Below are 24,771 nucleotides of genomic sequence, written 5' to 3' on the forward strand. Positions count from 1 at the left end.
AAGGACGGGGGAGGACGGAGAAGGAGGGGCCGGGAAGGGAACGGCCCCGGGCGGGCGGCGTCGGCCGTCAGGGCCTGGGGGCGTCCGTCGCGGTGATCTCGCGGCACCTGTCCACGTCCTCGGCCATCTGCTCCAGGAGCGCGTCCAGCGTCTCGAACTTCGCCTGCCCGCGTACGAAGGCCACGAAGTCCACGGCGACGTGCAGGCCGTACAGCTCCAAGCCCACGCGGTCGATGGCGTACGCCTCGACCGTGCGCTCGGTGCCCTCGAACTGCGGGTTGGTGCCGACGGAGATCGCGGCCGGCATCGCCTCGCCCTGGGCGTGCAGCCAGCCCGCGTACACCCCGTCGGCCGGGATCGCGGTGTGCGGGAGGGTCTCGACGTTGGCCGTGGGGAAGCCCATCTCACGGCCGCGCTGGGCGCCCCGCACGACCACGCCCTCCACGCGGTGCGGGCGGCCCAGGATCTCCGCGGCGCCGGACACGTCGCCCTCGGCCACCAGGCGGCGGGTCAGGGTGGACGAGAACGGCTCGCCGCCGCCCGCCTCGCCGGTGACGTACAGATCGACGACCTCGACCTCGAAGTCGTAGACCTTGCCCTGCTCGGTGAGGAAGTCCACGTTCCCGGCGGCCTTGTGGCCGAAGCGGAAGTTGGGGCCCTCGACGACCGCCTTGGCGCGCAGCCGGTCGACCAGCACCTTGACCACGAAGTCGGCCGCGGAGAGCTTCGAGAACTCCTTGGTGAAGGGGAGGATCAGCACCGCGTCCACGCCCAGGTCCGCCATCAGTTCGGCCCGGCGGTGGTGCGGGGCGAGCAGCGGCGGGTGGCTGCCGGGGCGGACGACCTCGCTGGGGTGCGGGTCGAAGGTGACGACGACGGCCGGAACGCCCAGCTCACGGGCGCGGTCCACGGCGTGCCTGATGATCAGCTGGTGCCCGCGGTGAACGCCGTCGTAGGAGCCGATGGTGACGACGCTGCGTCCCCAGTCCTCGGGGATGTCCTCCAAGCCACGCCAGCGTTGCACTGTGTCCGCTCCTCGGTGCTTCCGTGGTTGCCATGGTTCCGTGGTGACCCTTACGCAGGTCTAAGGGTGCCATGCCGTGCGGCTCCGGCCCGCATCGGCATCGGCGCTGTGACCGGGTGCACGCCGGGCGGGCCTGCTCGGGGGCCCGGTGGCGGTCGTGGTGGGGCGTGGCGGGGGTCGGGGCGGGTCAGGCGGGGACTCCGATACCCGCCAGGTGCTCGATCGTGCGGCGGGTGCTGGGGCCCACCAGCGCGGCCCAGTCCTGGGGCGCGTCGGTGAGCCAGCCGGTCAGCCGGGGGGCGAAGCCCGGGAGGTGGCGGGCCAGGTCGACGAGAGCGCGGTCGAAGCGGGTGGCGCCCTCGGGGGTGCGGACGAGGAGCAGCCCGGTGCGCTGGACGAGGGCGCGCAACTCTTCGCCCTCGCACCGGGCGGCCGCGTGCAGCAGCGCGTCCAGGACGGCGGGTTCGCGCTCGTGGGCGAACAGGTGCTCCCGCAGTTCGCGGCGGAGCGGGGCGCCCGCCGTCGCCCCGTCGGCGGCGAGGACTCCGGCGAGCACGGCCCGCGCCGGCTCGGGACCGTCGTCCAGGAGGCGGGTGACCAAGGGCAGGAGTACGGCGCGGGGTGCGGGGTCCCGGTCGAGGCGCCGGTCGACGTAGGCGGCCAGGTGCCCGGCGGTGTCGGGGCGCTCGGTCACCGTCCGCCCGAGGAGGGCGGCCACCCGGTCGGCCAGCGCGGGTGTGGTGGCGTCGGCGAGCCTGCGCAGCGCCTCACCGGCGTCCGGGCCGAGCAGTCGGGCCCGGAACGCTTCGAGGACGGGCCCGGGGTGGGTCGGCAGGGCGGCGGCCACCGCGCTCGGCGGGAGGTACGGATCACCGGCGGCGAAGTGGTCGAGGGCTCGGGGCAGGTGGCGGTCGCGGCAGGCGGGGTCCTGGACGAGCAGGGCGAGTGCGCCGCCGCGCAGCTGGCTGTCGGAGGGACCGGCGAGCAGGACCAGGGCGGCGTGGCGGAGCAGGGTGCGGTCGGCGCCGGTGCGTGCGTGCGGGGCGGTACGCAGGCCGTGGGTGACCGCCGCGGTCTGCCGCGCGGACCGCTCGTCGCGCGCCCACCGCTCCACCGCGCGACACAGCGCCGACGGCTCCTCCTCGGCCAGGACGGCGAGCAGTTCGTCGGCGCGTCGGTGCGCGCTGTCGACGAGTACCTCGGTGAGGCCGTCCAGGCCGCGGTGGCGGTGGGTGTGCAGCAGTGCCTGCGCGGCCGTCGCCACGGTGGCGTGCGGGGTGGCGGGCAGTGGCCGCTCGTCGTCGAACCAACGGACGAGGAGCGGTTGTACGGCCGCGGGGTCGGCGACGAGCAGCCCGGCCACGGTGTCGAGGTGGCGGGGGCCGGGCTCGTGCGGCGGTCCGTCGGCGAGGACCAGGCGGCGCAGCAGGTCCAGGCGGGTGCTCTCCGTCACCCGCAGGGCCGTCCAGAACCCGGGTCCGAACACCAGGGGCGCCGGCTGCCCTTCGCCGCCCCGCTCCGCGATGCCGTCGGCGAGCAGCCGCAGCACCTCCGTGTACGGCGTCGCGTCGGGTACCCGGGTCAGCACCTCGGCGAGCAGCCGGGCGGCCCACCAGGAGTGCGGGTCGCGGTCCAGGGCGTGCGCCAGCTCTTCGAGGGTCAGGGCGAGTTGGGGCACGCCGTGCTGACGGGCGAGGAGCAGGACCGCCTCGACGACGGAGCCGATGCGGTGGTGCGGCACGGGGAGGGTGTGCGTGCCGTGCGGGGTGTCGCGGCGGTGGACGAGGGCGCGCAGGGCCTCCGCGAGGTCGAGGTGGATGCCCTGGATCCAGTCGGCGAGCTCCTCGTGCGCGAAGCGGTACCCGCCGCCGGCGGGTACGAAGAGGCCCTCGGTGAGCACGGCCGGTGCCCAGCCGGTGCCGCCGCCCAGCCGGGCTGGGGCCGGTCCCCACGGGAACAGCGCCTCGAAGGACTCCCGGTCCAGTCCGCCCTGTCCGGGCCCGAGACTGCGCCGGGCGGCCTCGTGGACCTGCCCGGAGACCTTCGCCGCCAGTCGGCGCACGGCGGTGCCGTGCAGGCCGTTCTCCCCGGCCAGCCGGGTGGCGACGCGCAGGCACGCCAGGTCCAGGTAGGCCGCGAAGACCTCGTCCCGGGTGACCGGGACGGGGGCCGGGGAGCCGGGGAGGGCGGCGTGGACCTCCGAGAACAGGCGGAGGGTGAGGGGGTGACCGGCGTCCGGGTCCGCCAGGGCGCCTTCGGGTACGCCGTGACGTACGCGCGCCTCCCGGGCCTCCTCCTCGCTCAGGTCGCCCAGGCGGACACAGGGCGGGAGCCCGGCGTGCCCGCGCCCCCGGGGGCCTGCGGACACCGGTTCGGCGGACGCCGGTCCGGTGTCGGCGGCCTCCGTGCCGGCCGGGGGTACGGCGGCGGCCGCCCCGGGCACCGGCCGCGGTCCCACGGCACCGCCGGTACGCCGCGGCCACGGGGCCGCGCCGGGAGCCCCGGGCGCCTGCACCTCCGCTGCCCCCGACCGCCACTCCCCCAGACCGGTCCCGAACCAGGAACCGCCACCGGCCACACCCGGCCCCGGACCCGGCACGGCGAGCGCCGCCCCGGACGGCGGCACACCCTCCGCCGCCCACACCGCACTGCCCGACCCGGACCCCGGCACCCCGCCGATCACCCCGGACGCCCGCGCTCCACCGGCTGCCCCCGACCCCGGCTCCCCCGGGCCGGTCCCGCCACCGGCCACACCCGAACCCGGCCCCGTGGCGGTGGCCACCCGGGGCGGCGGGATGTCCGCCGGCCGCCCGGACGCCCGCGCCACCACCGTGCCCGTACCGGCAGCCGCAACCGCAGCCGTCGAATCGGGCGACGGCACTCCGGCGTCCGGTCCGTACAGCAGCTCCCTCGGGAACTCCGCCCCCGCGTGCTCCCAGTACTCCGGGCGGCAGGCCACCACGAGTCGTGCCTCCGTCTCGCGCAGCCAGGTGGCCGTCCCCTCGGTCCACTCGGGGAGGCGGTGTGCCAGGACGGGCGGCATCTCCTCGGGGCCGTCGAGGAGGATCAGGAGGGGCCGTCCGGCGGTGCGGGCCAGGCGGGCGAGCCGTTCCGGGGCGATGTCGCCGAGGTCGGCGGGTCCGGGGCGGTCCGAGGCGGCGACGATGCGGGCGGCCCGGGCCAGCGTCCGGCGAGCCGCGTCCGCCAGCGACATGTCGTCGTCGTGCAGGTCGGCCCCGCGCAGCCACAGCGTCGGCGCCGCGTCCGGGCCGCCGGACCGACGGGCGGCGAGGGCCGCCAGCTCGGTCGTCCGGCCACTGCCCGGCGCGCCGACCAGGCCGAGCACGCGGGCGCGGCCGACGGCGAAGGAGGCGAACTCCCGCGTCACCGCCGCCCGTTCGACCGGTTGCGCCGAGCCGGATCCGCCACCCGGCGCGGCGGTGGGACCTCCGTCCGTGACCGAGGTCGCGGTGAGGGCGAGCACCCCGGCCAGGTTGAGGTCGGCGCCGTACGCCGGGACCGTCGCCGCGTTCTCGACGAGGAGCTCGGCGAGCGGGCCGGTGGCCGCGCGGCGCAGCGGCACGGCGAAGCCGACGTCGCTGTGTCCGGAGCTGAGGGCGGTACCGAGGACGCCGAGGACGGCGCCGGTCGCCACGTCGAGCACGGGCCCGCCGGCCGCGCCGCCGCCCAGCCGCAGGGCGTCCCGCCCGCTGGTGCCGACGGCCAGTTCGAGGGCGTCGGCGAGGATGTGGAAGCGGTCGGTGGCCGTGTAGGTGACGTCGGTGGCGCCCAGGACCCGGGCCTCGCGCCAGCCGCCGGCGGCGATCCGGACGTAGGTCCCGGCCTCGACGCGGTCCCGCGTGGCGAGGGGCAGCGGGGCGACGCCGAGCCCCTCGGTCCGCACGGTGGCCAGGCCGAGGTCGGGCAGCGGGGTCACATCGGCGGCGGCCACGACACGTCGGCGGCCCTCGGCGGTGCTCAGGACCAGCCGGGACAGGCCGTCGACGGTCTCGTGGCTGGTGAGCACGGTGCCGTGGTGGTCGGCGACGAACCCCGTGCCGCGGGGGCGGCCGGCCAGGTCGTGGAAGCGGATCAGGGCGCCGTCGGGCGCGCACCCGGCCCGATCGGACGCGCGGACAGCCGGAGGCCCGCCTCGTGCTTCCCGGGAGCCGCCCCCTGGCCGCTCCTCCGCCCTGCCGCCCGTCGCCTCCCGGGACCGGTTCCGCGACGCCATCGTCGAACCTCCCCGCCGTACACCGTGCCGTGTGTTCGACGGTAGGCGCGAGATGATCAGCGGGACAGATCCCCTGGCGAACGCGCCCCCTTCCACTCCCCCGGTTCACTCCGAGCGCCCGCCCGGACGGGTGAACAGAAGGGGTGGGCTGGATACACCCTAGGGGGTGGGGGAACCGAGGGGGGACCGTGGAGCGGCGACAGTGGCAGTCCCCGTGATCGCCGCTCCACGGGCGGACCCGACGGTGGGCCGGGTCAGCCGAAGACGGCCAGGCTCTTGGCCTTGCCCTTGTGCTCCTCCACCAGGGCGAGCAGACGCCCCTCGGGATCGAAGACGGCGACGGCACCGGCGCCGGTGTACTCCTCGGGCATCTCCAGCCGTACGCCGTTGGTGAGCAGCCGGGCCCGCTTCACGTCGACGTCCCAGCGGGGGAAGGCGGCACCGGCCGCGTCCGCGACGGGCATGACGGTCAGCTCCTGCTGGAGCTGGTCCAGGGTCCGGGCGCCGTCCAGCTTGTACGGCCCGACGCGGGTGCGCCGCAGCGCCGTGAGGTGGCCGCCGACGCCGAGACCGGCGCCCAGGTCGCGGGCCAGGGCCCGGATGTAGGTCCCGGAGGAGCAGGTCACCGAGACCACCAGGTCGAGCACCGGGGTGCCGTCGTCGGCGACGGCGTCACGGACGTCGTACACCGCGAAGGAGGAGACGGTGACGGGGCGGGCGGGGATCTCGAAGTCCTCGCCCTCGCGCGCGCGTTTGTAGGAGCGCACGCCCTTGATCTTGATGGCGCTGACCTTGGACGGCACCTGCATGATGTCGCCGCTCAGCTCGGCGACACCGGCGTCGATCGCCTCCCGGGTGACCTTCGAGGCGTCCCGCGACCTCGTGATCTCGCCCTCGGCGTCGTCGGTCAGTGTCGTCTGCCCGAGCCTGATGGTGCCCAGGTACTCCTTCTCGGTGAGGGCGAGGTGCCCGAGGAGCTTGGTCGCCCGCTCCACACCGAGGACCAGGACGCCCGTCGCCATCGGGTCGAGCGTGCCGGCGTGCCCGACGCGCCGCGTGCGGGCGATGCCCCGCATCTTGGCGACGACGTCATGCGAAGTGAAGCCCGACGGCTTGTCGACGATGACAAGGCCGTCGGGCGTGGTGTGCTTGTCGGTCATTTAGCGGTGTCGTCCGTCTCGTCGGCCTCGACGGCCCCGTCGGTCTCGGTCTCGTCCTCGCCCGGCTTGCGGTACGGGTCCGCGTCACCGGCGTACGCGGCACCCGCGGACGCCTCGCGCACCTTCTCGTCGGACTGCCGCGCCTTGTCGAGGAGGTCCTCGATGTTGCGGGCGGTGTCCGGCAGGGCGTCCATGACGAAGGTCAGGGTCGGCGTGAACTTCACGCCCGCCGCCTTGCCGACCTCGGAGCGCAGGATGCCCTTGGCGCTCTCCAGGCCCGCCGTGGCGGCCTGCCGCTCCTCGTCGTCGCCGTAGACCGTGTAGAAGACGGTCGCCTCCCGCAGGTCACCCGTGACCCGGGTGTCCGTGATGGTGACGTGCGAGCCGAGCCGCGGGTCCTTGATCCCGCGCTGCAGCTTCTGGGCCACCACCTCTCGGATGAGGTCCGCCAGCCTTTTCGCCCGCGCGTTGTCGGCCACTGGTCCGTCTCCCGTTCCTTGTTCTCTCGTCTGATCCGGTCTTCTGCCGGGTCCTGCCGTTCGCCGTCGCCTCAGTCGTCGTCGCCGTGGAAGCGCCGCCGCACGGACAGCAGTTCCACCTCGGGGCGGCCGGCCACCAGCCGCTCGCACCGGTCGAGCACGTCGCTGAGGTGGCCCGCGTCGCCGGACACCACGGCCAGGCCGACGACCGCCCGGCGGTGGAGGTTCATGTGCTCCACCTCCGCCGCGCTCACCGCGTACTTCCGCTGGAGTTCGGCGACGATCGGGCGGACGACGGAGCGCTTCTCCTTCAGCGAATGTACGTCGCCGAGGAGGAGGTCGAAGGACAGCGTCCCCACATACATGTGCAACCGGTTCACCCGCCGGTCCGGGATCGATGGCCCCGCCATCCACGGGCGGGGACATCAGAACCGTACAACGAACGGCCGGGGCCGATCGACGGATATTGTGCTCCGCCGACCGGCCCCGGACCGGTCACTCCCGGAAGTCGCGGTGCTTACACCCGCGGCTTCTCGCGCATCTCGTACGTCGCGATGACGTCGTCGACCTTGATGTCGTTGAAGTTTCCGAGGTTGATACCGCCCTCGAAGCCTTCGCGGATCTCGGTGACGTCGTCCTTGAAGCGACGCAGACCCTCGATGTTGAGGTTCTCCGCGATGACCTTGCCATCGCGCAGGAGGCGCGCCTTGGTGTTGCGCTTGACCTCGCCGGAGCGGATGAGAACACCCGCGATGTTGCCCAGCTTGGAGGAGCGGAAGACCTCGCGGATCTCCGCCGTGCCCAGCTCGACCTCTTCGTACTCCGGCTTGAGCATGCCCTTGAGGGCCGCCTCGATCTCCTCGATCGCCTGGTAGATGACCGAGTAGTACCGGACGTCCACACCTTCGCGCTCGGCCATCTGCGCGGCACGCCCGGCGGCGCGCACGTTGAAGCCGATCACGATGGCGTCGGAGCCCATCGCCAGGTCGATGTCGGACTCCGTGACCGCACCGACGCCGCGGTGCAGGACGCGGATGTCGACCTCTTCGCCGACGTCCAGCTGGAGCAGGGAGGACTCCAGTGCCTCGACGGAACCAGAAGCGTCACCCTTGATGATCAGGTTCAGCTGCTGGACCTCGCCGGCCTTCAGCACCTTGTCCAGGTCCTCCAGCGACACGCGGCGCGTGCGCTTGGCGAACGCGGCGTTGCGCTCGCGGGCGGCGCGCTTCTCCGCGATCTGGCGGGCCGTACGGTCCTCCTCGACCACGATGAAGTTGTCACCGGCGCCCGGGACGTTGGTCAGACCCAGCACCTGGACCGGCGTGGACGGACCCGCCTCGGCGACGTTGTTGCCGTTGTCGTCGAGCATGGCGCGGACGCGGCCGTAGGCGTCGCCCACCACCATCGTGTCGCCGACCCGCAGGGTGCCTCGCTGCACGAGGACCGTCGCCACGGCACCGCGGCCGCGGTCGAGACGGGACTCGATCGAGATGCCCTGCGCGTCCTGGACCGGGTTGGCCCGCAGGTCGAGCGAGGCGTCCGCGGTGAGGACCACGGCCTCCAGCAGGGAGTCGATGTGCAGACCCTGCTTGGCGGAGATGTCGACGAACATGGTGTCGCCGCCGTACTCCTCGGCCACCAGGCCGTACTCGGTCAGCTGACCGCGCACCTTGGTCGGGTCGGCACCCTCGACGTCGATCTTGTTGACCGCGACGACGATCGGGACCTCGGCCGCCTTGGCGTGGTTGAGCGCCTCGACCGTCTGCGGCATGACGCCGTCGTTGGCCGCGACGACCAGGATCGCGATGTCGGTCGACCGGGCACCACGGGCACGCATGGCGGTGAACGCCTCGTGACCCGGGGTGTCGATGAAGGTGATCTTGCGCTCTTCGTCGTTGACCTCGGTCGCGACCTGGTAGGCACCGATGTGCTGGGTGATGCCGCCGGCCTCGCCCGCGATGACGTTCGTCTTGCGGATGGCGTCGAGCAGTCGGGTCTTTCCGTGGTCGACGTGACCCATGACGGTGACCACCGGAGGACGGACGACCAGGTCCTCCTCGGAGCCCTCGTCCTCGCCGAACTCCAGGTCGAAGGACTCGAGCAGCTCGCGGTCCTCCTCCTCCGGGCTGACGATCTGAACCGTGTAGTTCATCTCGTCGGCGAGGAGCTGGAGCGTCTCGTCGGAGACGGACTGGGTCGCGGTGACCATCTCGCCGAGGTTCATCATGACCGCGACGAGCGACGCCGGGTTGGCGTTGATCTTCTCCGCGAAGTCGGTGAGCGACGCACCGCGCGACAGGCGAATGGTCTCGCCGTTGCCGCGAGGCAGCATCACGCCGCCGACCGACGGGGCCTGCATGGCCTCGTACTCCTGGCGCCTCTGCCGCTTCGACTTGCGACCGCGACGCGCGGGACCGCCGGGACGACCGAAGGCGCCCTGCGTGCCACCACGGCCACCGGGACCGCCGGGACGACCGCCGAAGCCGGGACGGCCACCGCCGCCGCCGAAGCCGCCGCCACCGCCGGGACGACCGGCGAAGCCGCCACCGCCACCCGGGCGACCGCCGCCGCCGGGACCGCCGGGACGACCGGCGAAGCCGCCACCGCCACCGGGACGACCGCCGCCACCGGGACGACCGGCACCGCCGGGACCGCGACCGCCGCCACCGGGGCCGGGACGCGGGCCGGCAGCGGGACGCTGCGGCATCATGCCGGGGTTAGGACGCGGGCCACCGCCGGGACGGGGACCGGCGCCGCCGCCCTGCGGACGCGGCATCGAGCCCGGGCTCGGACGGTTGCCGCCCGGAGCCTGGGGACGGGGGCCGCCGCCCTGGCCGCCGGGACCCTGCGGACGGGGACCGGCGCCGGGGGCACCGGGGCCACCGGGTCGGGGTCCGCCCTGCGGACGCGGCGCCTGCGGGCGCGCCATGCCGGCGTTGCCGCCGGACGTGAAGGGGTTGTTGCCCGGACGGGGACCGCCGGGGCGGCCGCCGGGACGCTGTGCCGGAGCACCCGGACGCTGGCCACCGGGACGGCCCTGGCCGCCCTGCTGACCGCGGTCCTGACCCGGACCGGAGGGACGGGCGCCGCCGGGCTTGGGGGCACCGGGACGCGCGCCGCCGGGCTTCGGGCCGGACGGAGCCGGGGCCGGAGTGGACGGAGCGGCCGGGGCCGCCGGCGGAGCGGTGAACTCCGGTGCGGCCGGGGCCGGACGCGGCGCGGGCTTGGGGCCCGGCGTCGGACGCGAACCCTGGGACTGAGCCGGCGCGGGCGCCGACGGCGCCTCGGGCTGCTGGGCAGCCGCGGGCTTGGGTGCGGCCGGCGGCCGCGGGGCAGCCGGACGGTCCCCCGCTGCCGGAACGGCGCGGGAAGCGCCCCCGGTCTGCGCCGGGGACGGCGCCGACGGCCTGGGGGCAGCCTTCTTCGGGGCCGCGGGGCGGCCGGCGGACCGGCCGTTGCCGCCGCCCTGCTGGAAGGCGTCTGTCAGCTTGCGTACTACGGGCGCTTCGATCGTCGAAGACGCCGAACGGACGAATTCACCGAGTTCCTGGAGCTTGGCCATGACGACCTTGCTCTCGACGCCGAACTCCTTGGCGAGTTCGTAGACCCGGACCTTAGCCACTTCGCTCCTCTGAGGTCCGGGTTGCGTCCGGACCGTCGCTAGTTCATGGGCGTACTCATCGCGTACTCATCGAGTGCTCATCGCAATCTCGACCTGCTTTCGACTCGCGAGGTACCAAACCGCGCGCGGTTCCGCACGGCATGTCTTCCTTACCACGTTGCTCACATGCTGCTTTCAGCAGCCTCGTGGCAACCTTCTGCCTGCTCGACGTAGTGGCGCAACGCCTTTACGTCGAGCGGACCCGGGACGCGGAGCGCCCGCGGAAACGCCTTGCGGCGCACCGCCTGGTCGACACAGACCGGTACGGGGTGTACGTACGCACCCCGGCCGGGCAGCGTACCGCGTGGATCGGGGGTGCAATGACCCTCGACCACCACGGTGCGCAGCAGCTCACTCTTGACCGCTCGCTCCCGGCACCCCACGCAGGTGCGCTCGGGGCATGCTCGGGTACGTGTCCGGCCAGACACTCCTAAGTCTACCTCCCCGGACCGACCTCACCCCTTCGGGGCAAGAATCGAACACGTGCCGCACGCAAAGCTGTCGTGATCTCTGCGCCGTGCGGCTTGGATCTATTCCCGGTGGTCGCCGGACGGCTGCTCTGACGACGCGTCGGCGGGCTGCTCGGTGTCCGGGCGGATGTCGATCCGCCAGCCGGTCAGCCGGGCCGCGAGCCGGGCGTTCTGGCCCTCCTTGCCGATGGCCAGCGAGAGCTGGTAGTCGGGCACGATCACGCGTGCGGAGCGGGCTGCGAGGTCGACGACCTCCACCTTGGAGACGCGGGCCGGGGAGAGCGCGTTCGCCACCATCTCGGCCGGGTCGTCCGACCAGTCGACGATGTCGATCTTCTCGCCGTTCAGCTCGCCCATGACGTTGCGCACCCGGCCGCCCATGGGGCCGATGCAGGCACCCTTGGCGTTGAGGCCCGAGCGGGTGGAGCGTACGGCGATCTTGGTGCGGTGGCCGGCCTCGCGGGCGATCGCGGAGATCTCGACGGAGCCGTCGGCGATCTCCGGGACCTCCAGGGCGAACAGCTTCTTCACCAGGTTGGGGTGCGTGCGGGAGAGCGTCACGGAGGGGCCCCGTACGCCCTTGGCCACCCGGACGACGTACGAGCGCAGGCGCGTGCCGTGCGGGTAGGTCTCGCCGGGCACCTGCTCCTGCACCGGCAGGATGGCCTCCAGCTTGCCGATGTCCACCAGCACGTTCTTCGGGTCGCGGCCCTGCTGGACCACGCCGGTGACGATGTCGCCCTCGCGGCCGGCGTACTCGCCGAGCGTCGCGTCGTCCTCGGCGTCGCGCAGCCGCTGCAGGATGACCTGCTTGGCAGTGGTGGCGGCGATGCGGCCGAAGTCGGACGGGGTGTCGTCGAACTCGCGGGCCGCCTGGCCCTCTTCGAGGTCGTCCGGGTCCTCCTTCGCCCACACGGTCACATGGCCGGTGTTCCGGTCGAGCTCCACGCGCGCGTGCCGGCGGCTTCCCTCGGTGCGGTGGTAGGCGATGAGGAGGGCCGACTCGATCGCTTCGACCAGCAGGTCGAAGGAGATCTCCTTCTCCCGAACCAAGCCCCGCAGGGCGCTCATGTCGATGTCCACGGCTACGCCTCCTCCTCTTCCGTCTTGTTGTCGTTCTTGCGGTTGAACTCGACCTGGACCCGTGCCTTGTCGACGTCGTCGAAGGGCAGTCTGCGGGTGGTGGGCTTGCGGCCCTTCACCCCGGGCACTTCCAGGTCGAGGCCGTCCTCGTCCACGCCCAGGATGCGGGCGGTCAGTTCGCCGCCCTCGTGCAGCTGGAAACGGACCAGGCGGCCCGTGGCGCGCACGTAGTGGCGGTGCTGGGTGAGGGAGCGCTCCGCGCCGGGGGTGCCGACCTCGAGGGTGTACTCCCCCTCGCCCATCGCGTCGGTCTCGTCGAGCTTCGCCGAGAGCGCGCGGCTCACATCGGCGATCCGATCCAGGTCCGCTCCGGCGTCGGAGTCGACGACCACGCGCAGCACACGCCTGCGGCCGACCGCGTCCACCGCGAGCTCTTCGAGGTCCAGTCCCTGGGAGGCGACGAGCGGTTCCAGCAGCTCTCGCAGCCTCTCGCTCTGGGTGGTGCTCATCCGGGTGACTCCTCGGCCGCGTGTGCTGTTGTGGGACGGTGCGCGTGTCTGGTCAAAGGGTATCCGGTCGCGGGGGGTGTTGCCGTCCACCCCGGTCCGGCGGTGCCGATGAGTGGTGGCCGGGCGGGGCACGGGTACCGTGATCACGGGCGGGCGGGATCGTGGGTTTCCGTCGCGTTGAGTGTCGTTCTGCCGGTTCTTTTGTCGTTGCTCTGCCGATGTTTGTCGCTGCTCTGCCGTTGTGTGGTCGTTGCTCTGCCGATGTTTGTCGCTGCTTGTCACTGCTTGTGGTTGCTTGTCGTTGCTTGTCGTCGCGTTTTTCGTCGTTTCCGTACGAGCCTGTCGAGGACGTCTGCCGTGTCGCTTTCCCCATCGCCGCGCCCGCCCCTCGGGCCGCGCAGAAGGAGCCTGCTCGGGTCGGCCGCCGGGGCCGCCCTGCTCGTCGGCTGTACCGGGGGGTCCGGCTCCGGCGGGGCGGGGGCCGGTCCGTCGGCCGTCGAGCGGGCACGGGCGCGTGCGGCACGGGACAGCGAGGAACTCGCCGCGCGGTACGCGGCGGTCATCGCGGCCCATCCGAGGCTGGCGGAGCGGCTGGGGGCGTTGCGGGAGGAGGTCGTGCGGCACGCGGAGGCGTTCGGTGGCGGGCGGGCGGGTTCGCCTTCGGCTTCGGCGTCCGGGACGGGGGTGGCATCGACCGCGTCGCCTTCTGTGTCCGCGCGGGCCGCCGGGCCCGCGGACGACTCCGGTGCCGTGCCGGACGACGAGAAGGGCGCTGTGGACCTGCTCGTCCGTGCGGAACGGAAGCTGGCCGACCGGCGGGCCCGGGCGCTGCTCGACGTGCCGGGTGAGCTGGCGCGGCTGCTCGCCTCCGTCTCGGCGGCCGGGGCGGCGCACGTGTTTCTGCTGACGGAGGGCTGACGGGTGGGCAAGGCGGAGGACGGGCGGCTGGACGCCCTCCAGGCGGCGCTGGCGGCGGAGCACGCGGCCGTGTACGGCTACGGGGTCGTCGGCGGGCGGATCGTCGAGGAGCGGCGGGCCGAGGCGCGGACGGCGTACGACGCGCACCGGGCGCGACGGGACGCGCTGGCGCGCGAGGTGCGGGACCTGGGCGGGGAGCCGGTGGCCGCGGCCGCGGGGTACGCGCTGCCCTTCTCGGTGCCGGACTCGGCGGCGGCACTGCGGCTGGCGGCCGAGCTGGAGGAACGGGTGGCCGGGGTGTACTCCGACCTGGTGCGGGCGGCCGAGGGCGACGGGCGGGCCTCGGCGGCCTCGGCGCTGCGCGAGGCGGCGGTCCGCGCGGTGCGCTGGCGGGGCGGGAGCGTAGCCTTCCCTGGGCTCGCCGAGCGGGCCGGCACACCGACCGGGCGGGGGTCCGCTCCGCGGGCCTCCGACACGGCCACGGCATCACCGACTGCGTAACGCGTACGGCATTCCGTACGGGAAGGGAACGGCTCGCGCATGGCTTTCGAACCGCCGCGGCGTTTGGTCAGGGCGTTCGGCGAGACGGCGCCGGACGGTGACGACTGGTTGGCCGAGCTGCCCGAAGTGGCGGAGCGGGCCGTGGTGCGGCGCGAGTTGGTGGTCGAGCGGGTGCAGGTGCCCGGGGGGCGCAGCAGCCTGGTGGTCCTGGTGCGGACGGCCGAGGGGGCGCCGGCGGTGCTGAAGCTCGCCCCGCGCCGGGCGCGCCCGGAGAGTGAGCGGGCGGCGCTCGTGCACTGGGGTGGGCTGGGGGCCGTGCAGGTGCGCGAGGAAGGGGCCGAGGGGGCCGAGGAGGGCGTACTGCTGCTCGAGCGGCTGCATCCGGACGTGTCGGTGCGGTCGTTGCCGGAGGCGAAGGCGCTGCTGGAGGCCGCGGGGACGTTGCGGCGGCTGTGGGTGGAGCCGCCGGACTCTCATCCCTTCGAGACCGTGGCCGAGCGGACCGGGCGGCAGGCCGAAGCGATGCGGGCGAGCGCGGCGGCGGACGCCGAGGTGGCGCCGCTGGTCGACGCGGCGCTCGCGGCGCGGGCGGAGTTGCTGGCCGAGCCGCCGGAGCGGCGGCTGCTGCACGGGACGTTCCGGCAGAGCAAGGTGCTCGCGGGGGATCGGATGCCGTGGCTCGCGGTGGGGCCCGATCCGGTGGTCGGGGAGATCGCGTTCGATCTGGCGCGGTTGGTGCGGGACCGGGTGGAGGATCTGATCGCCCAGCCGTCGGGGGCCTCGACGACTCGGCGGCGGATCAAGCGGCTCGCGGAGTCGTTGGAAGTCGACCAGGAGCGGTTGCGCGGCTGGACGCTGTTCCGGGCGGTGGAGTCGGGGGTGCGGGCCCGGCGGGTGGGGCGGGAGCAGGACGCCGAGCTGTTGTTGGAGTTCGCGGGCTGGCTGTGAGGGTGCCTGCGGCGCCTGTGCGGCTCCGGTGGAGGTGCCTGCGGCGGCCGTGCGGGTGCGGTGGTGGGTGCGGGGTGCCTGCGGCGCCTGTGCGGGCTGGTGGGGGTTCGCGGTGCGCGGTGCGTTGTGGGTGGGTCGGGGCCGCGCCGGGGGGTGTCCGTCCTCGGAACGGCGCGGAATCGGTCGGCCACAGAAGTGGAACTCCGTTGACGCGCCAACCGCTGCGGGCGGACACCCCCCGACACGACCCCTTCTCGCCGTACGCGACTGCGGCCCGCCAACGCCGCCCTGCCCCGGCCCGCCGTACGCGGCTTCCCCGCCGTAGCTGCGGGCAGTCGTGCCGCTGGGGCGATGGGGGTCCCCCGCTCGAGCCAAGCCGAGAGTGGGGGAGGGTGGGCGCAGCGGCACCCCGCTACGCCGGACCGCACTCCCCCCGCGCCCGCCCGGAGGGGCTCAGCTGGTGAGGCGGGTGAGGGCCTCCTCGACCGTTACTTCCTCGCGCTCGCCCGTGCGGCGGTCCTTCAGTTCGACGACGCCCTCGGCGGAGCGGCGGCCCGCCACCAGGATCTGCGGGACGCCGATGAGTTCGGCGTCGGTGAACTTCACGCCGGGAGAGACTCCCGCGCGGTCGTCCACCAGGACGCGGACGCCTGCCGCGGACAGCTTGTCGGAGACCTCCAGGGCCAGCTCGGTCTGCAGGGCCTTGCCGGCGGCGACGACGTGGACGTCGGCCGGGGCGACCTCCTTGGACCAGACGAGGCCCTTGTCGTCGGCGTGCTGCTCGGCGAGGGCGGCCACCGCGCGGGAGACGCCGATGCCGTAGGAGCCCATGGTGACGCGGGCCGGCTTGCCGTTCTGGCCGAGGACGTCGAGCTTGAGGGCGTCGGCGTACTTGCGGCCCAGCTGGAAGATGTGGCCGATCTCGATGGCGCGGTCCAGCTTGAGGCCGGTGCCGCACTTGGGGCAGGGGTCGCCCTCGCGGACGACGACGACGTCGACGTAGGCGTCGACCTCGAAGTCGCGGCCCGCCACGACGTTCTTGGCGTGGGTGTCGGGCTTGTTGGCGCCCGTGATCCACGCGGTGCCCGGCGCGACGCGCGGGTCGGCGATGTACTTGACCTTCTCGCCCAGGCCCTGCGGGCCGACGTAGCCGCGGACCAGGTCGGGGCGGCCGACGAAGTCCTCGGCGGTGACCAGTTGGACGGCGGCGGGGGCGAAGTGCGCCTCGACCTTGTCCATGTCGACCTCGCGGTCGCCGGGGACGCCCACGGCGAAGATCTCGCCGTCCACCTTGACGAGGAGGTTCTTGAGCGTGGCGGAGGCCTCGACGCCGAGGGAGGCGGCCAGGGTCTCGATCGTGGGGGTGTCGGGCGTGGGGATTTCCTCGGCCGCGGGGGTGCCGGTGGCGTCCGTCGGGGTGAGGGTGTAGGTGATCGCCTCGGTGTTGGCGGCGTAGTCGCAGTTCGGGCAGTCGGCGAAGGTGTCCTCGCCGGCCTCGGCGGGGGCCAGGAACTCCTCGGACTTGGAGCCGCCCATGGCGCCGGCGGTGGCCGCGACGATGCGGTAGTCGAGGCCCAGGCGCTCGAAGATGCGCTGGTAGGCGGCGCGGTGCAGGGCGTAGGACTCGGCGAGGCCCTCGTCGGCGACGTCGAAGGAGTAGGAGTCCTTCATGAGGAACTCGCGGCCGCGCAGGATGCCGGCCCGGGGGCGGGCCTCGTCGCGGTACTTGTTCTGGATCTGGTAGAGGATGACCGGCAGGTCCTTGTAGGACGATGCCTGGTCCTTGACGAGGAGGGTGAAGATCTCCTCGTGGGTGGGGCCGAGGAGGTAGTCGCCGCCCTTGCGGTCCTGGAGGCGGAAGAGTTCGGGGCCGTACTCGTCCCAGCGGCCGGTCGCCTCGTACGGCTCGCGCGGCAGCAGGGCGGGGAGCTGGACCTCCTGGGCGCCGATGGCGTCCATCTCCTCGCGGACGATGCGCTCGATGTTGCCGAGGACCTTCTTGCCGAGCGGCAGCCAGCTCCACAGGCCGGCGGCGGTGCGGCGCACGTAGCCGGCGCGGACCAGCAGCTTGTGGCTGAGGACCTCGGCGTCCGCCGGGTCGTCGCGCAGCGTCTTCGCCATCAACTTCGACATGCGCTGGACCGGTGCGTTGGCCATGGTTCTCGTGTCTCCTGCTGCGTAAGGGTGGTGCTAGGAGGTTAGCCGGGGGGTCCACTGCGGTGGAAATCGGTTATCGCCTGAGAAGCGGGAGCGGGGCGCCCATCACGGCGTAGGGCTTGGGGGCGCTGGGGAAGAGGACCCGGCGGGCGAGGTCCTGGTAGCCGAGGGAGCGGTAGAGGCCGCGGGCGGGGCTCTCGGTGTCGATCGCGGAGAGGATCGAGCGGGGCTCGGTGGCGGCGTCGGTGATCGTGGTGATCAGGGAGCGGCCCGCGCCGTGGTTCTGGTACGCCGGGTGGACGTGGAGTTCCGTGATGACGAAGGAGTCGTCGAGCCAGGCGTCGGTGCCCTGGGCGCGGAGGTACGGCTCGACGACGGTGGACCACCAGTGGGCGCGGTCGTTGGGCATGCCGTAGACGAAGCCGACGAGACGGCCCCGGTCGGTGGCGCCGAGGGCTCTGGCACCCGGGTGGGTCATGTGGCGCAGGACGATCTGACGGCGGACGGCCACCTCGTCGGGGCCGAGGCCGAAGGCGGCGGCTTGGACGGCCAGGGCCTCGTCCACGTGCGCGGCGAGGTCCAGTGGGCCGATCACGACGTCCATGCCGGGGAGCCTACAGGGGGGTTGCGGTGGGAGGTGCTGGTGCTGGTGGTGCGCCCGGGGCTCAGAACAGGACGCTCATGAAGGCGCCCACCTCTTGGAACCCGACGCGGAGGTACGTCCGTCGCGCCGCGGTGTTGAAGTCGTTGACGTAGAGGCTCGCCACGGGGGCGACGTCCGCGAGGGCGTAGCGCAGGACCGCCGCCATGCCGGGTGCCGCCAGGCCCTTGCCGCGGTACTCGGGGGCCACCCACACGCCCTGGATCTGGCAGGCGCGGTCGGTGGCGGCGCCGATCTCGGCCTTGAAGACGACCTTGCCGTCGGCGTCGAAGTGGGCAAAGGAGCGGCCGGAGCCGACGAGTTCGGCGACCCGGGCCTGGTAGAGCAGGCCGCCGTCGCCGGCCATCGGGGAGATGCCGACCTCCTCGGTGAACATCGCCACGCAGGCCGGCATGATCCGTTCCATCTCGTCCTTGCGGACGCGGCGGACGTAGGGGTCCGGGGCGATGTCGGGGAGGCGGTCGGTGACCATGAGGGGCTGGCGGGTGCGGACCTCGCGGGCCGGGCCCCAGCCGGGTTCCAGCAGCCGCCACAGCTGGGCGGTCGGACCGGCGGGGCCGACGATCGAGGAGCAGCGGCGGCCGGCCCGGCGGGCGCGGTCGGCGAAGGCTCGGACGGCGCGGGGGGTGGCGCAGATGGGCACGAGGTTGGCGCCCGCGTAGCACAGGGACGTGAGCATGCCGTGCTCGTACCAGCCCCACATCTCGCCGCCGAGCCGCCACGGGTCGAGACCGGCGATCTGGACGCGTGCGGTCACGAAGGCGTTGGCGACCGGGTCGCGGTCGAGGATGGCGAGCGCGGCGTCCAGGTCGCTCGGTTCGAGCACGCGGGAGGTGGTCTGCGTCAACACGTGCGGGGGCCTCACCCTGAGATCTGCTGGTCCCCGCACTGTACCTGCCACGCATATGCCGCGCCGCCCCCCTGGGGCGACGCGGCAGTGGGGTGAGGGATCAGCCCGCGACGGCGACGGAGGGCTCGCCGGAGGCCACGCCGTCCTTCTCCATCTGCTCGGCGATCTTCATGGCCTCGTCGATGAGGGTCTCCACGATCTTGGACTCGGGGACGGTCTTGATGACCTCGCCCTTGACGAAGATCTGGCCCTTTCCGTTGCCGGAGGCGACGCCGAGGTCGGCCTCGCGGGCCTCGCCGGGGCCGTTGACCACGCAGCCCATGACGGCGACGCGGAGCGGGACCTCCATGCCTTCGAGACCGGCCGTGACTTCCTCGGCCAGCTTGTAGACGTCGACCTGGGCGCGGCCGCAGGACGGGCAGGAGACGATCTCCAGGCCTCGCTGGCGCAGGTTCAGCGATTCCAGGATCTGGATGCCGACCTTGATCTCCTCGACCGGCGGGGCCGAGAGGGAGACCCGGATGGTGTCGCCGATGCCCTGGGAGAGCAGCGCGCCGAAGGCGACGGCGGACTTGATCGTGCCCTGGAAGGCGGGGCCGGCCTCCGTGACACCGAGGTGGAGGGGGTAGTCGCACTGCGCGGCGAGCTGCCGGTAGGCCTCGACCATCACGACCGGGTCGTTGTGCTTCACCGAGATCTTGATGTCCCGGAAGTCGTGCTCCTCGAAGAGCGAGGCCTCCCAGAGAGCGGACTCCGCCAGGGCCTCGGGGGTCGCCTTGCCGTACTTCTGGAGCAGGCGGCGGTCCAGCGAACCCGCGTTCACCCCGATGCGGATGGGCGTGCCGTGGTCCTTCGCCGCCTTGGCGATCTCCTTGACCTTGTCGTCGAACTGCTTGATGTTGCCCGGGTTCACCCGGACCGCCGCGCAGCCCGCCTCGATCGCGGCGAACACGTACTTGGGCTGGAAGTGGATGTCCGCGATCACCGGGATCTGCGACTTCTTCGCGATGACGGGCAGCGCGTCGGCGTCGTCCTGGGTGGGGCACGCCACACGCACGATCTGGCAGCCCGACGCCGTCAGCTCGGCGATCTGCTGGAGCGTGGCGCCGATGTCGGAGGTGCGGGTGGTGGTCATGGACTGCACCGACACGGGGGCGTCGCCGCCCACCGCCACGGGCCCGACCTGGATCTGCCGGCTCTTGCGGCGCTCCGCGAGCCTGGTCGGAACGTCCGGCATGCCGAGAGAAATCGCAGTCATCTGCTGTGCAACCCCAAGTCGTGGATCAAGGTCCGGCCCCGTTCAGCGGCGGGCTCCGGCATCCGAGATTACGGCACCGACATGAACACCGGGCACGCGGCGTACGGGGGATGCACCCTTTGGCGTCCATCCGCGGGACGTAGGGAGTGAAGCCCGGTCCGGAGGGACATGCTCTCCGGATCGGGCTTCTCATCGGTCAGGTGATCCGCACGGGGTTGACGACGTCGGCCACCAGCACGAGCAGCGTGAAGCAGACGAAGACGCCCGCCACCACGTAGGCCACCGGCATCAGCTTCGCCACGTCGAAGGGCCCCGGGTCCGGCCTGCGCAGGACCTTGGCGGTGGCGCGGCGCAGCGACTCCCACAGCGCGCCCGCGATGTGGCCGCCGTCGAGCGGCAGCAGCGGGAGCATGTTGAAGAGGAACAGGGAGAGGTTGAAGCCGGCCACCAGCATCACGAACATGGCGAGCTGCTGGGTGGGCGGGATGTCCAGGGTGGCGATCTCGCCGCCGACGCGGGCGGCGCCGACGACGCCCATCGGGGAGTCGGCCTCGCGCGGTCCGTCGCCGAAGGCCGCGTCCCACAGGGCGGGGATCTTGGCGGGCAGGGCGGCGAGGTTGTCGACGGCGTCGCCGATCCGGTCGCCCATCCAGGTCACGGACTGGCCGAAGTCCTGTTTCACCACGCCCGTCGCGGAGCTGAAGCCGAGGAAGCCCGCGGTGACGTACTCGCCCTGGACGATCTGTCCGTTGGAGTCCTTCTTGGCGACCTTGTTGGTGGCGATGGTCGCGTGGAGGGTGATCTCCTCGCCCTTGCGCTCGACGACGACCGGTACGTCCTCGCCGGGGTTGGCGCGGATCAGGTCGGACAGCCTGTCCCAGTCGTCGGTCCGTACGCCGTCGAAGGCGACGATCTTGTCGCCCGCCCTGATGCCCGCCGCGGCGGCCGGGGAGGCGGGGTCGGACTTGGTGCAGTCGTCGCGGTTCTCGCTCTGCGAGATGACGCACTTCGAGACGGAGCTGACGGTGGTGGTCTGCTGCGAGATGCCGAAGCCCATCAGCACGGTGAGGAAGAGCACCACGGCGAGGATGAGGTTCATGAACGGGCCGGCGAACATCACGATGACGCGCTTCCACGGCTTGCGCGTGTAGAAGAGCCGCTTCTCGTCACCTGGCTGCAGTTCCTCGAAGGCGGCCGACCGTGCGTCCTCTATCATCCCGCGCCAGGGCGAGGTGGAGCGCGCCTCCATGCGGCCGTCGGGGCCGGGCGGGAACATGCCGATCATGCGGATGTAGCCGCCGAACGGGATGGCCTTGACGCCGTACTCGGTGTCGCCCTTCTTCTTCGAGAAGAGCGTCGGTCCGAAGCCCACCATGTACTGCGGCACCCGGATGCCGAACATCTTGGCCGTGGACAGGTGGCCCAGCTCGTGCCAGGCGATGGAGAACAGCAGGCCGACGGCGAAGAGGACTATGCCGAGGATGAACATCAGGGTCGTCATGCACGGGCCTCCGCCGTCTGTGCCGCCAGTTGCCGGGCCCGGGCGCGGGCCCAGGCCTCCGCTTCGAGGACGTCCGCGACGGTGAGCGAGGTTCCCGTACGGGGCGTTCCGTGTTCCTCGACCACCCGCGTGACGGTCTCCATGATCCCGAGAAACGGCAGCGCGCCGCGGCGGAACGCCTCGACGCACTCCTCATTGGCGGCATTGAACACCGCCGGGGCAGTGCCCGCGAGCTGTCCGACGTGCCGGGCCAGATTCACCGAGGGGAAGGCCTCGTCGTCGAGCGGGAAGAACTCCCAGGTCGAGGCCTTGCGCCAGTCGAAGGCGGGGGCGGCGTCGGGGACGCGTTCGGGCCAGCCGAGGCCGACGGCGATGGGCCCGCCCATGTCGGGGGGCGTGGCGTGGGCCAGTGTCGATCCGTCCGTGTACTCAACCATCGAGTGGACATACGACTGCGGGTGCACGACCACCTCAATGCGGTCGAAGGGAATGTCATAGAGCAGGTGGGCCTCGATCACCTCCAGGCCCTTGTTGACGAGGGTCGCGGAGTTGATCGTGATCACCGGGCCCATGGCCCAGGTGGGGTGGGCGAGGGCGTCCTCGACGGTGACGGCCGCCAGCTGGTCCCTGGTCCGGCCCCGGAACGGGCCGCCGGACGCGGTGACGACCAGCTTGCGCACGTCGGCACGGGTGCCGGCGGCCAGCGCCTGGAAGAGGGCGGCGTGCTCGGAGTCGACCGGGATGATCTGGCCCGGCTTGGCCAGCGCCTTGACCAGCGGGCCGCCGACGATGAGCGACTCCTTGTTGGCCAGCGCCAGGGTGCGGCCCGCCTCCAGGGCGGCGAGGGTGGGCGCGAGTCCGATGGAGCCGGTGATGCCGTTGAGCACCGTGTGGCAGTCGGAGGCGGCGAGCCGGGTGGCCGCGTCCGGTCCGGCGAGGATCTCGGGAAGCGGCTCCCCCGCGCCGTACCGGTCGCTGAGCGCCTCCCGCAGCGCCGGTACGGCGTCCTCGCGGGCTACGGCGACGGTCCGCGCCTTCAGCCGGTACGCCTGCTCGGCGAGGAGGGCGACCCGGCCGCCGTTGGCGGACAGGGCGGTGACCCGGAAGCGGTCCGGGTTGCGCAGCACGAGGTCGATGGCCTGGGTCCCGATCGACCCGGTGGACCCGAGGATCACCACGTCCTTCGGGCCGTCGCCCGCCACCGGGTCGTATACGAGGTGGGGGTCGGCGAGTGGGGCTGGACTGTCGCTCATCCCCCCATTGTGTCCGCAACCGCCCTCCAGGAGGACAGCGCGTCCCTCGCACGGGTGTCACACGTCCGCACGAGGGACCGCCGGGACCGGGGTCAGCCGATGGCGCGGCGGACGTTCTCCCGTTCGGACGGGCCCGGTGTCGCGGCCGCGATCCACGGGCCGTCGCCGGAGGGGTCGACGACGCCCTGCTCAAGCCACTCGTACGCGCCGCCCAGCACGCCCTTGACGATCTTGCGGTCGACGTCGTCCGTGTTGCTCCACAGGCGGCCGAAGAGTTCCTCGACGCGGATCCGGGACTGGCGGCAGAAGGCGTCGGCGAGCTGGTAGGCCTCGCGGCCGTGGTCGTCCTCGGCGCGCAGGTGCTCGGCGCGTACGCAGGCGGCGCTCATCGCGAACAGCTCCGCGCCGATGTCGACGATCCGGCCCAGGAAGCCCTGCTTGGTCTCCATCCGGCCCTGCCAGCGGGACATGGCGTAGAAGGTGGAGCGGGCCAGCTTGCGGGCGGTGCGTTCGACGTAGCGCAGGTGCCCGGACAGGTCGGGGTGGCCGGACGGGTGGAAGTCGGCGTACGAGCGCGGGAGTTGGCCGGGTCCGGCGACGAGCCTGGGCAGCCACTTGGCGTAGAAGACGCCGGCCTGCGCACCCGCCCGAGCCTTGTCGGACAGGGTCTTGTCGGGGTCGATCAGGTCCCCGGCGACCGAGAGGTGGGCGTCGACGGCCTCGCGCGCGATCAGCAGGTGCATGATCTCGGTGGAGCCCTCGAAGATGCGGTTGATGCGCAGGTCCCGCAGGAGTTGCTCGGCGGGGACCGCGCGCTCGCCCCGGGCTTCGAGGGAGGCCGCGGTCTCGAAGCCCCGGCCGCCGCGGATCTGGACCAGCTCGTCGGCCATCAGGCAGGCCATCTCGGAGCCGTAGAGCTTGGCGAGGGCGGCCTCGATGCGGATGTCGTTGCGGTCCTCGTCGGCCATCTGGGAGGAGAGGTCCAGGACGGCCTCCAGCGCGAAGGTCGTCGCCGCGATGAAGGAGATCTTGGAGCCGACCGCCTCGTGCAGCGCGACCGGCTTGCCCCACTGCTCGCGCACCGCCGACCACTCGCGGGCGATCTTCAGGCACCACTTGCCGGCGCCGACGCACATGGCGGGCAGCGAGAGGCGGCCGGTGTTGAGGGTGGTGAGCGCGATCTTGAGGCCGGCGCCCTCGGGCCCGATGCGGTTGGCGGCCGGGACGCGGACGCGGTGGAAGCGGGTGACGCCGTTCTCCAGGCCGCGCAGGCCCATGAACGCGTTGCGGTTCTCGACGGTGATGCCCTCGGAGGCGGCCTCGACCACGAAGGCGGTGATGCCGCCCTTGCCGCCCTCGGCGTCCTTGCCGGCCTCGCCCCCCTCGCCCTTCTCCGGCTTCGGGACGCGGGCCATGACCACGAGGAGGTCGGCGACCACCCCGTTGGTGGTCCACAGCTTCACTCCGTCGAGGACGTAGTCGTCGCCGTCCCGGACGGCGGTGGTGGCCAGACGGGCCGGGTCGGAGCCGACGTCCGGCTCGGTCAGCAGGAACGCCGAGATGTCGGTGCGGGCGCAGCGCGGCAGGAAGGTGTCCTTCTGCTCCCGGGTGCCGAACATCTTCAGCGGCTGCGGCACGCCGATCGACTGGTGGGCCGAGAGCAGCGCGCCGATCGCCGGGTTCGCGGACCCGACCAGGGCGAGGGCCTTGTTGTAGTAGACCTGGGTCAGGCCGAGGCCGCCGTACTTGGTGTCGATCTTCATGCCGAAGGCGCCCAGCTCCTTCAGCCCGGTGATCACGTCGTCGGGGATCCGCGCGTCGCGCTCGATCACCGCCCCGTCGATCTTCGTCTCACAGAAGTCGCGCAGCTTGGCGAGGAACTCCTCGCCCCGCTGGACGTCCTCGTCGGCGGGGAGCGGGTGGGGGTGGAGGAGGTCGAGCCGGAAGCGGCCGAGGAACAGCTCCTTGGCGAAGCTGGGCTTGCGCCAGTCCTGTTCCCGGGCCGCCTCCGCGACCTGTCGGGCCTCACGTTCGGTGACGGTGGGTCGGGGGGAGGGGGTGGAGGGGGTCGGTGGTGCGGACATGAGGCTCACCTCGGCACGAT

The 24,771-nt window shown here is 72.9% G+C and carries 19 protein-coding genes; 3 read left to right on the top strand and 16 right to left on the bottom strand.

Annotated features, from left to right (window positions below):
• Nucleotides 1-67 precede the first annotated feature (67 nt).
• From ACZ6IM_RS28825 to rimP, 9 genes are all read right to left on the bottom strand, one after another.
• A complete protein-coding gene (locus tag ACZ6IM_RS28825; RefSeq protein WP_052843297.1) occupies nt 68-1,024 on the bottom strand; it encodes a bifunctional riboflavin kinase/FAD synthetase in 957 nt (318 codons plus the stop codon).
• A gap of 187 nt (nt 1,025-1,211) precedes the next feature.
• Complete coding sequence (locus ACZ6IM_RS28830; protein ID WP_052843295.1) at nt 1,212-5,258, bottom strand: trypsin-like peptidase domain-containing protein; 4,047 nt, start codon at nt 5,256-5,258, stop codon at nt 1,212-1,214.
• Between the two features lie 254 nt (nt 5,259-5,512).
• Entirely contained in the window at nt 5,513-6,418 is a 906-nt protein-coding gene (gene truB / locus ACZ6IM_RS28835) for a tRNA pseudouridine(55) synthase TruB (protein ID WP_052843293.1), read from the bottom strand.
• Entirely contained in the window at nt 6,415-6,897 is a 483-nt protein-coding gene (rbfA, locus tag ACZ6IM_RS28840; protein ID WP_052843291.1) for a 30S ribosome-binding factor RbfA, read from the bottom strand. The genes truB and rbfA overlap by 4 nt, the downstream gene beginning before the upstream one ends.
• A 71-nt stretch (nt 6,898-6,968) precedes the next feature.
• On the bottom strand, nt 6,969-7,262 hold the full coding sequence (locus tag ACZ6IM_RS28845) for a DUF503 domain-containing protein (RefSeq protein ID WP_052843289.1): 294 nt from the start codon (nt 7,260-7,262) through the stop codon (nt 6,969-6,971).
• Between the two features lie 152 nt (nt 7,263-7,414).
• Nucleotides 7,415-10,519 (bottom strand): translation initiation factor IF-2, encoded by a 3,105-nt coding sequence (gene infB, locus ACZ6IM_RS28850; protein WP_469560360.1) that lies wholly within the window; start codon nt 10,517-10,519, stop codon nt 7,415-7,417.
• A 161-nt stretch (nt 10,520-10,680) separates the two neighbouring features.
• A complete protein-coding gene (locus tag ACZ6IM_RS28855) occupies nt 10,681-10,986 on the bottom strand; it encodes a YlxR family protein (RefSeq protein ID WP_052843286.1) in 306 nt (101 codons plus the stop codon).
• 102 nt (nt 10,987-11,088) lie between these two features.
• Nucleotides 11,089-12,111 (bottom strand): transcription termination factor NusA, encoded by a 1,023-nt coding sequence (gene nusA, locus ACZ6IM_RS28860; RefSeq protein ID WP_052843284.1) that lies wholly within the window; start codon nt 12,109-12,111, stop codon nt 11,089-11,091.
• 2 nt (nt 12,112-12,113) lie between these two features.
• Nucleotides 12,114-12,620: a ribosome maturation factor RimP gene (gene rimP / locus ACZ6IM_RS28865; protein WP_052843282.1), complete on the bottom strand. Its 507-nt coding sequence runs from the start codon at nt 12,618-12,620 to the stop codon at nt 12,114-12,116.
• Nucleotides 12,621-12,977: 357 nt separating this feature from the next.
• Between rimP and ACZ6IM_RS28870 the strand changes: the two genes are divergently transcribed.
• The 3 genes from ACZ6IM_RS28870 to ACZ6IM_RS28880 are packed head-to-tail and all read left to right on the top strand — an operon-like array spanning nt 12,978 to nt 14,987.
• On the top strand, nt 12,978-13,538 hold the full coding sequence (locus tag ACZ6IM_RS28870) for a hypothetical protein (RefSeq protein ID WP_469560365.1): 561 nt from the start codon (nt 12,978-12,980) through the stop codon (nt 13,536-13,538).
• A 3-nt stretch (nt 13,539-13,541) separates the two neighbouring features.
• On the top strand, nt 13,542-14,039 hold the full coding sequence (locus ACZ6IM_RS28875; RefSeq protein WP_469560366.1) for a ferritin-like domain-containing protein: 498 nt from the start codon (nt 13,542-13,544) through the stop codon (nt 14,037-14,039).
• Nucleotides 14,040-14,078: 39 nt separating this feature from the next.
• The gene (locus tag ACZ6IM_RS28880) at nt 14,079-14,987 is read left to right on the top strand and encodes an aminoglycoside phosphotransferase family protein (RefSeq protein WP_469560370.1); all 909 of its coding nucleotides are present in this window, start codon (nt 14,079-14,081) and stop codon (nt 14,985-14,987) included.
• Between the two features lie 453 nt (nt 14,988-15,440).
• Here the strand turns inward: ACZ6IM_RS28880 and ACZ6IM_RS28885 are convergent, their stop codons facing one another.
• From ACZ6IM_RS28885 to ACZ6IM_RS28915, 7 genes are all read right to left on the bottom strand, one after another.
• A complete protein-coding gene (locus ACZ6IM_RS28885; RefSeq protein ID WP_052843897.1) occupies nt 15,441-17,144 on the bottom strand; it encodes a proline--tRNA ligase in 1,704 nt (567 codons plus the stop codon).
• 73 nt (nt 17,145-17,217) lie between these two features.
• Nucleotides 17,218-17,748, bottom strand: a complete 531-nt coding sequence (locus ACZ6IM_RS28890; RefSeq protein ID WP_052843898.1) for a GNAT family N-acetyltransferase — start codon at nt 17,746-17,748, stop codon at nt 17,218-17,220.
• 61 nt (nt 17,749-17,809) lie between these two features.
• Nucleotides 17,810-18,655, bottom strand: coding sequence for a GNAT family N-acetyltransferase (locus ACZ6IM_RS28895; protein WP_052843899.1), 846 nt, complete (start codon nt 18,653-18,655; stop codon nt 17,810-17,812).
• A gap of 100 nt (nt 18,656-18,755) precedes the next feature.
• Entirely contained in the window at nt 18,756-19,913 is a 1,158-nt protein-coding gene (gene ispG, locus ACZ6IM_RS28900; RefSeq protein WP_469560375.1) for a flavodoxin-dependent (E)-4-hydroxy-3-methylbut-2-enyl-diphosphate synthase, read from the bottom strand.
• Nucleotides 19,914-20,109: 196 nt separating this feature from the next.
• Nucleotides 20,110-21,402 (bottom strand): M50 family metallopeptidase, encoded by a 1,293-nt coding sequence (locus tag ACZ6IM_RS28905; RefSeq protein WP_469560505.1) that lies wholly within the window; start codon nt 21,400-21,402, stop codon nt 20,110-20,112.
• 8 nt (nt 21,403-21,410) lie between these two features.
• Nucleotides 21,411-22,667, bottom strand: a complete 1,257-nt coding sequence (gene dxr / locus ACZ6IM_RS28910; protein ID WP_469560377.1) for a 1-deoxy-D-xylulose-5-phosphate reductoisomerase — start codon at nt 22,665-22,667, stop codon at nt 21,411-21,413.
• A gap of 92 nt (nt 22,668-22,759) precedes the next feature.
• Nucleotides 22,760-24,751: an acyl-CoA dehydrogenase family protein gene (locus tag ACZ6IM_RS28915; protein ID WP_469560380.1), complete on the bottom strand. Its 1,992-nt coding sequence runs from the start codon at nt 24,749-24,751 to the stop codon at nt 22,760-22,762.
• Between the last annotated feature and the right edge of the window lie 20 nt (nt 24,752-24,771).

The organism is Streptomyces sp. NPDC042336 (assembly GCF_055581985.1).

Excerpts from the sequence above, each read along its gene's own strand:
- ACZ6IM_RS28905 (WP_469560505.1), bottom strand. The coding sequence starts at position 21,402 with ATGTTCATCCTCGGCATAGTCCTCTTCGCCGTCGGCCTGCTGTTCTCC.
- ACZ6IM_RS28830 (WP_052843295.1), bottom strand. The coding sequence starts at position 5,258 with ATGGCGTCGCGGAACCGGTCCCGGGAGGCGACGGGCGGCAGGGCGGAG.
- ACZ6IM_RS28890 (WP_052843898.1), bottom strand. The coding sequence starts at position 17,748 with ATGGACGTCGTGATCGGCCCACTGGACCTCGCCGCGCACGTGGACGAG.
- dxr (WP_469560377.1), bottom strand. The coding sequence starts at position 22,667 with ATGAGCGACAGTCCAGCCCCACTCGCCGACCCCCACCTCGTATACGAC.
- ACZ6IM_RS28880 (WP_469560370.1), top strand. The coding sequence starts at position 14,079 with ATGGCTTTCGAACCGCCGCGGCGTTTGGTCAGGGCGTTCGGCGAGACG.
- rimP (WP_052843282.1), bottom strand. The coding sequence starts at position 12,620 with ATGAGCACCACCCAGAGCGAGAGGCTGCGAGAGCTGCTGGAACCGCTC.
- ACZ6IM_RS28885 (WP_052843897.1), bottom strand. The coding sequence starts at position 17,144 with ATGGCCAACGCACCGGTCCAGCGCATGTCGAAGTTGATGGCGAAGACG.
- truB (WP_052843293.1), bottom strand. The coding sequence starts at position 6,418 with ATGACCGACAAGCACACCACGCCCGACGGCCTTGTCATCGTCGACAAG.
- ACZ6IM_RS28845 (WP_052843289.1), bottom strand. The coding sequence starts at position 7,262 with ATGTATGTGGGGACGCTGTCCTTCGACCTCCTCCTCGGCGACGTACAT.
- ispG (WP_469560375.1), bottom strand. The coding sequence starts at position 19,913 with ATGACTGCGATTTCTCTCGGCATGCCGGACGTTCCGACCAGGCTCGCG.
- ACZ6IM_RS28915 (WP_469560380.1), bottom strand. The coding sequence starts at position 24,751 with ATGTCCGCACCACCGACCCCCTCCACCCCCTCCCCCCGACCCACCGTC.